General features: G+C 65.3%; 10 protein-coding genes. 3 read left to right on the forward strand and 7 right to left on the reverse strand.

Annotation, left to right across the window (positions count from 1 at the left end; genetic code table 11):
* Window positions 1-45 precede the first annotated feature (45 nt).
* The 5 genes from DFR51_RS17740 to DFR51_RS17760 are packed head-to-tail and all read right to left on the reverse strand — an operon-like array spanning window position 46 to window position 8,319.
* The gene (locus DFR51_RS17740) at window positions 46-1,857 is read right to left on the reverse strand and encodes a CocE/NonD family hydrolase (RefSeq protein ID WP_170151809.1); all 1,812 of its coding nucleotides are present in this window, start codon (window positions 1,855-1,857) and stop codon (window positions 46-48) included.
* Window positions 1,857-3,218, reverse strand: coding sequence for an APC family permease (locus DFR51_RS17745; RefSeq protein WP_121053541.1), 1,362 nt, complete (start codon window positions 3,216-3,218; stop codon window positions 1,857-1,859). Before DFR51_RS17745 ends, DFR51_RS17740 begins: the two co-directional genes overlap by 1 nt.
* Window positions 3,215-4,753, reverse strand: coding sequence for an AMP-binding protein (locus tag DFR51_RS17750; RefSeq protein ID WP_121053543.1), 1,539 nt, complete (start codon window positions 4,751-4,753; stop codon window positions 3,215-3,217). The genes DFR51_RS17745 and DFR51_RS17750 overlap by 4 nt, the downstream gene beginning before the upstream one ends.
* On the reverse strand, window positions 4,753-6,099 hold the full coding sequence (locus DFR51_RS17755) for an aspartate aminotransferase family protein (protein ID WP_160119092.1): 1,347 nt from the start codon (window positions 6,097-6,099) through the stop codon (window positions 4,753-4,755). The genes DFR51_RS17750 and DFR51_RS17755 overlap by 1 nt, the downstream gene beginning before the upstream one ends.
* A 45-nt stretch (window positions 6,100-6,144) precedes the next feature.
* A complete protein-coding gene (locus DFR51_RS17760; RefSeq protein WP_121053547.1) occupies window positions 6,145-8,319 on the reverse strand; it encodes a TonB-dependent receptor in 2,175 nt (724 codons plus the stop codon).
* Between the two features lie 121 nt (window positions 8,320-8,440).
* On the opposite strand from DFR51_RS17760, the gene DFR51_RS17765 reads away from it, so the two are divergent.
* The 3 genes from DFR51_RS17765 (at window position 8,441) to DFR51_RS17775 (ending at window position 11,660) form a co-directional block, all read left to right on the forward strand.
* Window positions 8,441-9,040: a TetR/AcrR family transcriptional regulator gene (locus tag DFR51_RS17765; RefSeq protein WP_160119091.1), complete on the forward strand. Its 600-nt coding sequence runs from the start codon at window positions 8,441-8,443 to the stop codon at window positions 9,038-9,040.
* A gap of 132 nt (window positions 9,041-9,172) precedes the next feature.
* Window positions 9,173-10,375 carry a DUF2254 domain-containing protein gene (locus tag DFR51_RS17770; protein WP_121053551.1) on the forward strand — a complete coding sequence of 401 codons (1,203 nt, stop codon included), beginning with the start codon at window positions 9,173-9,175 and terminating at the stop codon, window positions 10,373-10,375.
* A 19-nt stretch (window positions 10,376-10,394) separates the two neighbouring features.
* Complete coding sequence (locus DFR51_RS17775) at window positions 10,395-11,660, forward strand: cation:proton antiporter (protein WP_121053553.1); 1,266 nt, start codon at window positions 10,395-10,397, stop codon at window positions 11,658-11,660.
* Between the two features lie 45 nt (window positions 11,661-11,705).
* On the opposite strand, the gene DFR51_RS17780 is transcribed toward DFR51_RS17775, so the two are convergent.
* Window positions 11,706-11,903 carry a hypothetical protein gene (locus DFR51_RS17780; protein WP_147423403.1) on the reverse strand — a complete coding sequence of 66 codons (198 nt, stop codon included), beginning with the start codon at window positions 11,901-11,903 and terminating at the stop codon, window positions 11,706-11,708.
* A gap of 416 nt (window positions 11,904-12,319) precedes the next feature.
* Window positions 12,320-13,165, reverse strand: coding sequence for a hypothetical protein (locus DFR51_RS17785; protein WP_121053557.1), 846 nt, complete (start codon window positions 13,163-13,165; stop codon window positions 12,320-12,322).

Genomic DNA, 13,165 nt, shown 5'->3' on the forward strand with positions numbered 1-13,165 from the left:
CTAGCGGGAAGCGATGCCGCATTGCCGGCGCGAGGACAAATGCCTTTAACGCCAGGGACGCAGCGGCACCGTGATCGCGCTCGCGGCATCCGCGCCGAGCGACACGCGGAACCGCTCCGGACCCTCCTCCGGATAACGGCGGAACAAGTCCGCATCGGCGCCCGCGACGGCGACGCGCAGGCGGTGCCCCTTGCGGATGAGCGCCGCAGTGGGGTTGAGCGCGAATGCCATGCGCATCGTCTTGCCGGGCGTGACGGGAAGCGCGTCGGCGCGCCGGAAGCTGTGCGGCGCCGGCCCCTGATCGTACGGCAGAGTCTCCGGATCGGCGGGCGCGCGGTGGATCGCACGGAGCTGGCCCTCGGTGATGTACGTCACGCGGCCATCGGGCGCGACGTCTTCGAGATAGACGTAGAAAACCGGATCGTTCGATTGCGCGGCGGCGAAGAGTTCGATCACCGGCGTGCCCGCCAGTTCCATATCCGTATCGAACGCGGCGCTGTCGAACACGAGCAGTTTCGCATCCGCTTCGCGGCGATCGGGGTAAATCGGCGGCGCGCCGAACTGAGTGGACCAGCGTGTGTTCTTGCCGGTGCCCGCGGTGAAATCGACCGTGTAATCGGCATACGCGGACTGTGCCGGAGGCTGCACCAGCAATGTTCCCTCGGGCGCGAAATAGAAGCGTGTGTCGGCAACCCCGACGGGCGGCCAGACCCTGGTGTCGCGGAAGGTGTCAGCGCCGAGGACGTAGTAGTGGATGTTGCGCGTGACGGGCTTGCCTGCGCGGACGCGGTCCATGAAATCGAAGACGGTTGCGAACTGCGCGTCGCGTGTGGGCACCGGCGCGACGCGATCGGGGAAGAAGGGATCGGCGCTGCGGTCGTGGCCGTGGTTGTTGGCGGTGATGACGATCTCGACGGGCGCATCGGGCGTCGAATGGAAGCGCGTGAGCGCGGCCTGCGCCGTGGTCGCATCCATCCACGAGCCCCAGATCATCACCGGCTTGTTTTCGCGGATGAGCCCGGCGAGTTCGCTTGCGGGCGAGAAATCCAGCATCGAATGGCCGTTGCCGCCCTTGTCGTCGCGGAAGGGGGCGTTCACGTAGTCTTCGGGCGTCCAGTGGCGGCGGCCGCTGAGCGCCTGCCGCAGCAGCGTGAAATCCGTGTCTTCGTCGACCGGCTGGATATCCGGGAACAGCCCCGGGCAGTCCTCCACGCGCAGGCGGCAATCGAGCGCATCGTTCCGGGGCGAGCGGCCGAGATCGACCTTCAGCGTGTAATTGCCCCACGTGTAGAGCAGGAAATTGTTCTGCACGCCGCCCGGCAGGAACCCCTGCAGATAGGCGTCGAAATCCATCTGGCGCGGCACTGACGCGAGGAGCGCGGGCGCGGGACGGCTCAAAGCGAACTCCGCGGTGTCGGCCATGTAGGAGACGCCGTAGCCGATCACGCGGCCGTCCGACCATTTGCGCGCGGCGAGATGCGCGATGATCTCGTCCATGTCGGCGCGCTCGTCCGGCCCCATCTCGACATCCCGCGGACCGAACGAGGCCGTCGAACCGCGCGTATCGACGACGGCGACGACGTAGCCGCGCGCAAGGAACATCTCGATATCGGTGGGCGAACCGCCCCGACGCGCCTCCACGGCGCGGCCATAACGCGTCTGGATGAGGATCGTCGTTGCCTTCGCGGACGGCGGCTTGCCGCCCGGAAAATGCAGGCTGACCGCGACGCGCACGCCGTCGCGCATAGGCAGATAATAGGACTGGTCGCTCCAGCCTGCGGGGCGCTCCAAAGGGGCCTGCGCGGCACAGGCGCCGAGCAGACACAGGCCAACGAGCGCGGCCATGCCACGTGCCATCACGATACCCTCTCCTTCCGCGCTCGGGCGAATATCCACATCGCGCCGCCGAGACCCGCCCAGAGCGCGAGTGCCATGGCTTCGGGCAGTCTTTCGTCTACGTTCGCGAGGATCGTCCACGCCGAATAGGTGGCGACGCCCCCCAGCGCCAGCGCACCCGCCCATGCCGCGAACATGGGAAAGCGGCTGCCGCCCATGCCGCGCCCAAGCGAGAGACTCGACAGGCAGGCGCCGATGAACGCGACCGCGAACCCCATCGCGCCGATCTGCACCAGCGGCTCGATGAACGCCCGGCCCATGAGACCGCCGAGCAGGGCGACAACGCCGACGAACAGCACCGCGTCCGCGGGCGTGCCGTTCTTCGGATGCACGCGCGCGAGCGGCGCAGGGAGCGCGCCGTCCTGCGCGAGCGCATAGAGCAGGCGCGACGCCGCGAACATCGCTGCGTTCCACGCACTGAGCAAAGCGACGACGCCCGCGACAAGCACGATGCGACCGCCCCACGGCCCCGCGACCGATTCCATCGCCGCAACCACCGGAAGCTCCGCGCCGTCGAGCACGCCGCGCGGCGTGGCAAAGGCTGTGGCGGTGATGACGGACACGTAGAAGAGCGTGGTGAGCAGGATCACCACGCCGAGCAAACCGGCGAGCGCGCGTGCGCTCGGGCGTTCGCGCGCCTCACCCAGCGCCTGCGGCAGCGCGTTGAAGCCGCAGAACCACGCCGGGACCATGACGAGCACCGCGAGCACACCCTGCCACGGCGTTTCCGTCGGCAGGAACGCTGGATCGAGATTGGCAGGCGCTCCGCCCGCGAAACCGATCGCGACGAAGCCGAAGCTGAGCAGCACCTTGCCGACCGTGACCGCCACCTGCACGCGCGCCGATTCGCGCGCGCCGAAATGGTTGATCGCGGTGAAGAACAGCGCGCCGCCGATGATGACGGCAAGATCGAGCAAGCGCACCGGCACGCCGACCGCCGTGTAGAGCGTCGGCCCGGTGAAATCCGGCATGAGCACGCCAAGCAACCACGCCAGCGCCAGCCCTTCGAAGCCGCAGATGCCGACGTAGCCGAGAAGCGCGCTCCAGCCGACGACGAAGCCCCAGCCGCGACCGAACGCCATCGAGACATAGCCGTATTCACCGTTCGCCTCCGGCGCGCGCGTTGCGGCCTCGGCGTAGCAAAGCGCAACGAGGGCCATCACAGCGCCGCCGATGAGGAACGCGAGCGCAGCGCCGAGCGGCCCCGCGCGCGCGATCCAGCCGCCGGTGACGACGATCCAGCCGACGCCGATCGTCGTGCCCATGCCGATCGCCGCCAGCTGCATGGGCGTGAGCGTGCGGCGAAGGCCGGGCGCACTCATCCGCGCGTTTCCGCAAACAGGCGCTTCAATGCCGGCTTGTCGATCTTTTCGGTCGGCGTCTTCGGCAGCGCATCCATGAACAGCACATGTTCCGGCACCATGTAGCGCGCCATGCGGCCTTCACAGTAGGCGCGCAGCTCTTCGTCCGCGAGCGCGGCGCCGGGGCGCAGCACCACCGCCACCGCGACATCCTCCTCGGTCGCCGGGCTCGGCACGCCGAACGCCGCCGCCTCGAACACCGCCGGATGCGTTTCGATACCCCGCTCGATCTCGAGCGCCGACATGTTCTCGCCGCGTCGGCGGATGATGTCCTTCTTCCGGCCCGCGAAATAGAGATTGCCTGCCGCATCCAGTTTCCCGAGGTCGCCGGTGTGGTACCAGCCGTCGCGGATCAGCTCCGCGTTCACTTCGGGCATCCCGAGATAGCCGCTGAACATCAGCGTGGGATCGTGCGGCCGCGTGACGATCTCGCCGACCTCACCGGTGGGCACCGGCTTCCGCGCGTCGTCCAGCAATTGCAGCTCGAATTCCGGCGCGACCTGACCGCAGCTTCCCTTCGGATATACTTCGCCGGGGTTCTGGAAGACGCAGACACCCCCTTCGGTGCTGCCATAGCCTTCGTAGAGCGGAAACCCGAAACGGGCTTCGAAATCCGCCCGGAATTCCGGCATCGGCAGCCCCCACGCAAGACGCACGCGATGGTCGCGGTCGCGCGGATCGGGCGCGCGCTGATAGAGGAAGGTGAGCGTCGAGCCCATGAAATCGAACATGGTGGCTTCGAAGGCCCGGATATCGTCCCAGAAACGCGAGACGCTGAAGCGTTCGCCGAGTGCCGCCGTCGCGCCGATGACAAGCGACCCCATCACCGTGCCGATGGTGGCGTCCCAGTGATAGAGCGGGAACGGGCAATAGACGACGTCGCTCTCTTTCAGATCGAAGTAACGCGAGGTGAGCCGCGCCTGCCCGACGAGATAGCCGTGGCTGAGCTGCACGGGCTTCGAAACGCCCGTAGAGCCCGACGTGAACTGGATCATGGCGATCGCCGTGCGCGCCACTTCGGCGCGGGGCGACGCCGTCGGCGGAATGTCTTCAAGCGTGCGGAAGCGCACGACGTCCACATCCTGCGCGGCCGCACCGGAAACGATCACGTCCCGCACAGCCGGAACCTCGGGAAGAACGCCCGCGATCAGATCGACATAACGCGGCTCCACCAGAACCAAACGCGCGCCCGTCGCGTTCAACGCGGCGACAAGCTGCGTGCCGCGGAATTCGGTATTGATCGGCGCCCACACGGCCCCCAGCCGCATGAGCGCGAACCAGATCGCGGCTGCGGTGATGCCGTTCGGGAAGAAGGTCGGCACGATATCGCCGGGGCGAACGCCGGCGGTGTGGAGCCGTCCCGCCGTGGTTTCGGCAAGCGCGAGGAACGCGGCATAGCTGACGCGCCCGCTGTGGAATCGCAGGAAATCCTTGTCGGCGAGCGTTTCCGCCTGCGCCTCCAGCAGATCCCAGGCCAGAAGATCGATGGTCTTCATCACAGCAGCCCGTCTGCCCGACAATCGTCGAGCGCCTCGATGAACGCGCCGGTCGCGCGGTCGATCATGGCATCGTCGTGCGCGGCGGAGAGGAAATAGACGTGGAAGCTCGGCAGCAGGATGCCGCGATCGAGCACGAGCGCGTAGAACGCCTCTTCAGCAGCACGGTTGCTCGGGTACGTCTCGCGGAACGAATGGATCGGGCCCTTGCGGAAATGAAAGCACTGGATCGACGCGGCGTGCATCAGCGTCACGTCCATTTCATGCGTCTCGCAGTGTGCCGCAACCGCTCCGGCCATGCGCGCACCGCGCGCTTCGAGCGCCGGGTAGAGCGTGTCCTTGCGCGCTTTCAGCGCCCGCAGCGTCGCCGCGCCCGCGCTCATCGTCAGCGGGTTGCCGTTGAAGGTTCCGCCCGCGAACACGCCCGCCGTGCCGCCCTTGGCGAACAGCCCCAGAATATCGGCCCGGCCGCAGACCGCGCCGACCGCCGTACCGCCGCCGATGATCTTGCCGAACGCCGCGAGATCGGGCGTGACGCCGTAATAGACCTGCCCGCCGCCGTAGGCGAGGCGGAAGCCCGTCACCACCTCGTCGAACATCAGGAGCACGCCCGCCTCATCGCACACCGCTCTCAGGTCGCGCAGATAAGCGCCGTTGTCGAGATGCGGCACGGTGTTCTGAACGGGCTGGATCACGACCAGCGCCAGCTCGTCCCGGTGCTTGCGGATGAGATCGAACGCAGCCGCGTTTCGGTAGGGCAGCGCGAGCATCGTCTGGTCGCGCACCGCGCCGGGAATACCGCCGCCGACCGTCTTGGTGGCCGGCGCCGCCTCGGGTGTCGTCGGGTCTTCCTGCACGAGCGCATAATCGTGCGTGCCGTGATAGCCGCCGCCGAACACGGCGACGCGGTCCTTGCCCGTGAATGCCCGCGCGAGCCGCATCGCGAACATCGTGGCTTCGGTGCCGGAATTCTGGAAGGCGACTTTCTCCGCACACGGCACCGCCTCCGCGAGCAGTTCGGCAAGCTCGATCTGGGCCACGCCCGGCAGGATCGTGTGCCAGCCCTTGTCAATCTGGCTGTGCATCGCGGCCACGACCTCGGGTGGGCGGTGGCCGAGGATCAGCGATCCGAAACCCATCGCGAGATCGAGATAGGCGTTGCCGTCCACGTCGGTCATGTAGGCCCCGTCGCCGCTTTCGATGTAAAGCGGTACCGGCATCGCAAAGGTGGGCACGGCCTCGAGCGCAAGCCGCCGCTCGGCGCGCGGGCGCATCGCCGCGGAGCCCGGCGTGCGGGCGCGCAGCCTTTCGAGCGCCGCAGCTTTGCGAGGCGTGGCCTTAGACATCATGCTCTCCGAAGGTGATGGCGCGCGCCCGCACAGAGCGCAGCATTAGAAATTGCGGCGCCACTCGATACCGATCGTGCGCGGCTGATTGACGACGATGCGCGGGCGGCCCGGCGTCTGCACGCCGAGCGGGGGAATGTCCGCATAGTTCGCCGCTTCATCGAAGATGTTGTCGACGAACAGCGCGATCCTGCCCAGCCCGAATTCCGTCCCCACGCGCGCGTTCGCGACCTTGAACGCGGGGCGGCGCAGCGGTGTCGTCGGGTTATTGTTCCCGCTCCAGCTGCCGCCCGTGTAGGAATAATCGGCGTGGAGAAACGCTGGGATCGCCCCGAGCTGGAAATCCTGATCGAGCGCGACGCTCCATGTCCACTTCGGCACGTTCTGGATCGAGGCCCCGCGCGTGACCGTGGTCAGGCCGCCCGTGTCGGTGATTTCGGTATCGACGTAGCCCACATTGAACAGGATGCGCGTGTCATCAAGCGGCAGCAGATCGAATTCGAGTTCGGCGCCCTGAAGCCGCGCTTCGCCTGCATTCACGTTGAGCGAAAAGCCGCAGCCGAGACCCTGGCGCTGCTGCAGATCCTTCCAATCGATGCGGAAGGCGGCGACGTTCACCGTCATGCGGCGATCGAGCCATGATGACTTCAATCCCGCCTCGTAAGAGCGCAGCGAATCCGAATCGAACGTCGTCGTATCGCCAAGGCCGAGACCGTCGATTTCCGCCTGACAGAGCGTGGCCGCATAGAAATTCACTCCGCCGACGCGGAAGCCTTCGGACATGGTGACATAAAGCATCCGGTCGTCATCGATATCATATTGCACACCGACCTTGGGGGTGACGCCCTTCTCGCTCTGCTTGCCCGCGTAGAATTCGTCTGGGCCGATGAAGTCGCCGCCCTGGCGGAGATTGAAATCAACCTCGTTCTTGAAGGCGCGCGCGCCGACGATGAACCGGAGCGCGTCGGTGACGTGCCATGTCGCTTCCGCGAACACGGCTTTCTCGGTGACCTTCGTGGGGTTATCGAGGTTGAACGCATCGTCGGAGAAGCCCTCGACGATGGTCGTGGGGAAGCGCCAGTCCGATTTCGAGCGCTGGTAGAAGAGACCGGCGGTGAGATCGATCGGGCCTTCCCAGCCCGACACGAAGCGCAGCTCCTGGCTGAAGATCTTCTGATCGGTTTCCGAATAGGTGGTCGACGCACCCTGGAAGCCGAGCACCGCGGTCGTCCATTCCGAGAAATCCTCGGAATCGCTGTAGCTGCGATCGAAATAAGACGTCGCGGCGAGGAAGGTGCCGAAGGGCGCGTTGTATGTCGCCGTGAGCGTCGCGAGCGTCCATTCGTTCTCGCTGGGCTCGTCGATGTCGTACTGGCGGAGATTGATGCGGTTGCCCGCACGGAAATCGGCCTGCGTGCGACCGTCGCGCTCGGTGCGCTCATACATGATGCGCGGCGCGATCGTGAGGTCGCCGCCCGCGAGCGAAAGGAGCCCCGAAAGCTGCAGGCCGCGCACCGACTCGCTGTCGATGTCCTTGCGGTGGGCAAAGGGCGTCGGCGCATCGGCGCGCGGGGCGCGATCGATGAAGCCGCCGTTCTCCTGAATGTAGCCGACCGCGCGCACGGCCAACACGCCGGGGACGACGGGCAGGTTCACGGCGCCATCGACGCCGTAGTTCATGCCGCCCTCGTGGATGGTTGAGACGAGCGCGCGAGCCCGGCCGGACGTCTCATCGAGATCGGGCTGGGTGGTGATCAGCCGTACCGTGCCGCCCATCGAGCGTGCGCCGTAGAGCGTCCCCTGCGGCCCGCGCAGCACCTCGATGCGCTCAAGGTCGACGACGCGCGGATTGAGCGTCGCGAGCAGCGGGGAATCGTCGATGTAGAAACCGGTCGTGTTGTTGCCGAACACGCCACGGATCGCGATCGACAGCGCGCCATCCGTCGAGCTGGAGCCCGAGGCGGAGAAGCTGAGGTTCGGGATGCGCGTTGCGTAGTCGTCGAACTCGGAGAAGCCCCCACGCTCGATATCCTCGGTGCTGAGCGCCGAAATTGAAATGGGCACATCCTGGATCGATTGCGCACGCCGCTGCGCGGTGACGACGATCTCCTCGCGCTCCACTCCGCCTTGCTCCTGCGCCAGCGCCGAGGTTGCGGCGATCGCCAAGCCCGCAACGCCGATCAGCAAGCCGGCTGCGCGGCTTTTCACCTTCGAAACCATGAGCCCCTCCCTGCTACCCGCTGGAAATCCAGATCGGGATCGTGTCTAATTTCCCCTCACGTATACGATCGTATATATCGAATGTATACGAATGTATAGTCCTGTTTTGAAGGGTATGATTGTGAGTCAGGTCGAGCCGCAAGGCCGCCGCCAGCTTCTGAAGGCCGGGATGAAGCTGTTCGCCGAACGAGGCTTCGCCGCCGTGGGCCTCCGCGAAATCGCGGCCGAAGCGGGTGTCTCGCTCGGGTTGGTCCGCACGCACTTCGGATCGAAGGACGGCCTGCGCGAAGCCATTGATGCCCATGTGCTCGAAGAGATTCGCGCGCTTTACGCGACCGTGCTCGATCACTCGTCCGTCGAAGCGCTTGAACAGGCGGTGGAGGACGCGCTCGACTGGATCCCGCGCGACCGCGACGCGCTCATGTACGCGCGCATGTCGCTGATGGAGCGCACGCCCGGCAGCCAGGCGCTGTTCGACGAGATGCTGGCCGTGATGCGCCAGTTCATCGACAATAATGCGAGGCTCGGCTTCCTGCAGCCCGATGTCGACCGCGAATGGGCCGCGATCTACATGGTGTTCGACTTCATCGGCCCGGCCATTATCGAACCCTTCGCCCAGCACTCGCTCGGCGAGTCGATGTACGCGAAGACGATGATTACACGGCGCAACGCGTTCATGACCCGGCTGTTCACGCGCGGCTTCCTGAAGCGTGAGGGATAATCGGATTTTCGATACTGTCTGGGTGCGGAACCAAAGTCGCCGCGGACCTTTCCGTATTCGGGCACGATTGCGGGTGAACAGGGGGCGCATTTGAACAGGTGGCAGTGGGCCTTTCGTCTTCTAACGCGGCGCATGTGGTTTCGCGCGGCCCTGTTCTGTGTTTTCGCCATACTGCTCGCGCTCGCCAGCGCTTTGCTCGGGCATCTTATTCCCTACCAGTTTGCATCCAAAGTCGGCGCGCAGTCGGTCGACAACATCCTGAACGTGCTGGCGACCAGTATGCTTGCCGTGACCACCTTCTCGCTGACAGCGATGGTTTCGGCCTATTCCGGAGCGACCAGCAACATCACGCCGCGCGCGGTGCAGCTGCTGGTCGACGATTCCACCGCGCAAAACGCGCTCGCCACCTTTCTCGGCAGCTTCCTGTTCGCGATCGTCGGGATCATCGCGCTTTCGACCGGGCTTTACGGGGAAAGCGGCCGGGTGATCCTTTTCGGCGGCACCATCCTGATCATCGCCATCATTGTGGTCACCTTCCTGCGCTGGATCGAACACATCACCCGTTTCGGCAGGGTCAACGACACCATCCACCGTGTGGAAAGCGCGGCGATGAAAGCCGCGCTGGCCATGGGCACCTCGCCGCGCTTCGGCCCGCGACAGCGACGCGAGGTGCCCGATGATGCCTCGCGCATCCATCACGATTGCATCGGGCGCATCACGCATATCGACATCCCGGCACTGCACGAGGTCGCGCAGGACCTTGATGGCGAGATCGTCTTGTCCGCGCTTCCCGGGACCATGGTCGATCCATCGCGTATGCTTGCCTGGACGAAGGCCCGGATTGATGACGAGCTTGTGAAGCGCCTGCGATCGGCCTTCACCATCGCGCACGACCGCGCCTTCGATAACGACCCGCGGTTCGGGCTGGTGGTTCTTTCGGAAATCGCCTCACGCGCGCTTTCACCCGCCGTCAACGATCCGGGGACGGCCATTTCGGTGATCGAGGCGGGAACGCGGGTTCTGACGGCCATGCTGACACATGAACCGGACGAGGACGAAGCGCCGACAGAAGACGTGGTTGTGCCGGCATTCGCATTCCCCGATCTGCTGGAGGACCTGTACCGGCCGATCGCACGCGACGGCGCGGGGCTTCTTGAGGTTTCGATCAGACTGCAGAAATCCCTGGCAGCGCTTGCGACAACGGCACCCCAAGGCGCCAGCGACTGCGCCGCGATGGCGCGCAATGCTCTGGACCGTGCCCTGAAGGCCATGAGCAACGAGACGGACCGCGAGACGATCACGCAGATTCATCTTCGCTATTGGCCCGCACCATGACGCCACGCAGGCGGGGCATATGATCGGCGGTCTGGCGTTAACACCCTTCAACGCAGCAGCGGTTCTGATCGTTACAGCCGCCGTTCTCGGCTATATCAATTTCCGCTTCCTGCGCCTGCCGTCGTCCATCGGGCTGACCGTGATGGGGGCAATCGCATCGGTGCTGGTGGTGGCACTGGACGAACTGCTGCCGGCGAGTTCCGTAAGCCGTGAGTTCACGGCTTTCATCTCCGGGATCGATTTTCATTCCACACTGATGGACGGGATGCTCTCGTTCCTGCTGTTTGGCGGGGCGCTGCATGTGTCGTGGAAGCAGCTGCACCAGGGCCGCTGGGCCATCCTGCTGCTGAGCACCGTCGGCGTCGTGCTTTCCACGATCATCGTGGGTACGGGTTTCCTGTGGCTGACCCGCGCGATGGGCTATTCGCTGCCGGGCATCTGGTGCTTCGTGTTCGGCGCGCTGATCAGCCCGACCGATCCCGTATCGGTGATGAGCGTGCTCAAACGGACCAGCGTCTCACCACTGCTCGAAGCGACTGTGGCCGGCGAGAGCCTGTTCAACGACGGCGTTGGCGTCGTGATCTTTGCAATTCTGCTGGCAACAGCGACCAGCGGTGCACCGCTCGACGCAGGCCATGCCGCGCTTCTGTTTCTGGAGGAGGCCGGCGGCGGCATTCTGCTGGGTCTGGTCATCGGCTGGATCGCCTTTCGCGCGATGCGATCGATCGACGACTACAAGGTCGAAGTGATGATCAGCCTGGCAACGGTGATGGGTGGCTATGCCATTGCCAATCCGCTGCATGTCAGCGGCCCGGTGGCAATGGCGGTCGCCGGGTTGATCATCGGCAACGCCGGCGTGGCGCACGCGATGAGCGACAAGACCTGGGACTATCTGAACAAGTTCTGGGATCTGATCGACGACATACTGAACACCGTGCTGTTCCTCCTGATCGGCCTGGAAGTCGTCACGGTGCCGCGCGATCCGGGCCTGATCCTGCTTGGCGTCGGCGCGATCGCGCTGTCGCTGCTTGCGCGATCCGTATCGGTGATGCTGCCGCTTTCGGCGTTCGGAAAGGCCCGTGCCGCCGGCAAGGTCGTGCCCGTTACGCTTATCTGGGGCGGATTGCGCGGCGGAATATCCGTGGCCCTGGCGCTTGGTCTGCCTCCCGGCGACGAGCGGAACCTGATTCTCGCGGCAACGTATGCGGTCGTTCTGTTCACTGTGGTCGTGCAGGGCGGCACGATCGCCAAGGTGCTGCAGCGACTCGATACCAGCAAAAATTGAAGGCCTGACCGCGCGCAGGCTCCGCTTCCCGCGCGTGATACAATTTTATTCGTCGATGCCATCCTTGCTGGCGCGGTCCGCCAACTGACGCAGACTGCGCAGTATCTTCGCACGATTGGTGGACGATTTCATCCAGGCGGGAAGCCGGGCCATCATCGTGAGCCCGCGAACGGGACCCCGTTCCCGCAGCGCAGCGCCAAGGTAGGTCTCCAACGCGCTTAGATGCGCGAGATTATCGACCATCAGCAGGTTCCCGGCCACCTGCGCCGTCAAGTAAGGCTTCAGGCGTCGCGGTTGCTGTTGGGATGCGCGGGACGGCGCGGACCATGCGCGCGCAGGATAGGCCATCGTCTTGGCGCAATGGGGGCAGCGGACCCTGACGACGGGGCGGTTTTCATCACCGCCTCTTGCGAGGGGCCGGGATGTATCGGGCAAGGGGTTGCGGCAGTGGCTGCAGCGAGGATCGCTTATGGTGATGCGCGCCCACTGGACCGCAGCCGGTTTGATGACGGGAATCGTCATGTAGCCGCAGCGGATGCACTTCACGCCGAGAGCGTTGTGCTTGGCGGGACCATCGCATTGCGGGCAATGGACCCAGACCACGTGCCCGAACTGCTGACGCCGGAGTCCGGGATCGCTTGCACGGTGAGGCGGTGGCTTCATTGCGCGATTTTCCCCGCCGGCAGCGCGTAGTCGTAGCGCGCGGCGACTACGCGTCCATTGGCATCGGTTGCAGGTTGGAACTTGCCGCGTGCGATCAACCTCCGACAGATTGCAGTGTCCATACCGGAATGCCCCGTGGATAGGCGGTTCCGGCAGTCGGTTACCCGCCCATCGACACCCACCATCAGCGCGAAGCGGGAGGCACGCCAGTTTTTCGCTGCGACGCCGGAGAGCGCGCTGAGGATATCTTCTCCGTTGATCCAGTTTGCGCTGTTGCCGATTGGGCGAAGCGGCAGATTCGGCTCCAAAAGCGTGGGTGTGCACGCATCGAGCGCAGCGAGTGCCTGATCGAGACCCGGCGGCAACCTGAGCCTGGCGCTGAGAACGTTGCCGCGAACGAAAATCTGCGGATCCGCCTCTGCGGAGAGATGGCGGATCAGCGGCGCGTCTAGGCTGCCGAAGATCTCCGCATGGACGATGGTGCTGGCGCCATCGATCCGCTTTGCCCGAAGCGAGGAGATCGGAGGCCCATTTTCCGTGGTGCTGACCACCCAGTACACAGGGTTCATAAGGCCGGAAGCCACACCATCGTGCTCTGCACCGGGGAAATTTTGCAAATTCCGCCGGGCGATCACCGGAATCAGGGCCGAGAACGCAAGCTCACCCTCACGACGAATCCAGACCTGCGGACCATCGGACGCCGGATCGGTCGCCAGCGTGCATCGCACCGTATCCTTCTGCAGTATCCAACCCGCAGGAAGGGCTTCCGCGGACCGGGAGGCGGTAAGCAGCGCAATCAGGCCGAGGAGGAAGACGCCGGTTCGGCGAGAATATTGTCCCAC

This window comes from Sphingosinicella microcystinivorans (assembly GCF_003634215.1).
Lineage (GTDB): Bacteria > Pseudomonadota > Alphaproteobacteria > Sphingomonadales > Sphingomonadaceae > Sphingosinicella > Sphingosinicella microcystinivorans.

Excerpts from the sequence above, each read along its gene's own strand:
- DFR51_RS17760 (WP_121053547.1), bottom strand. The coding sequence starts at position 8,319 with ATGGTTTCGAAGGTGAAAAGCCGCGCAGCCGGCTTGCTGATCGGCGTT.
- DFR51_RS17740 (WP_170151809.1), bottom strand. The coding sequence starts at position 1,857 with ATGGCACGTGGCATGGCCGCGCTCGTTGGCCTGTGTCTGCTCGGCGCC.
- DFR51_RS17745 (WP_121053541.1), bottom strand. The coding sequence starts at position 3,218 with ATGAGTGCGCCCGGCCTTCGCCGCACGCTCACGCCCATGCAGCTGGCG.
- DFR51_RS17775 (WP_121053553.1), top strand. The coding sequence starts at position 10,395 with ATGATCGGCGGTCTGGCGTTAACACCCTTCAACGCAGCAGCGGTTCTG.
- DFR51_RS17750 (WP_121053543.1), bottom strand. The coding sequence starts at position 4,753 with ATGAAGACCATCGATCTTCTGGCCTGGGATCTGCTGGAGGCGCAGGCG.
- DFR51_RS17780 (WP_147423403.1), bottom strand. The coding sequence starts at position 11,903 with ATGGTCGATAATCTCGCGCATCTAAGCGCGTTGGAGACCTACCTTGGC.
- DFR51_RS17755 (WP_160119092.1), bottom strand. The coding sequence starts at position 6,099 with ATGTCTAAGGCCACGCCTCGCAAAGCTGCGGCGCTCGAAAGGCTGCGC.
- DFR51_RS17770 (WP_121053551.1), top strand. The coding sequence starts at position 9,173 with ATGTGGTTTCGCGCGGCCCTGTTCTGTGTTTTCGCCATACTGCTCGCG.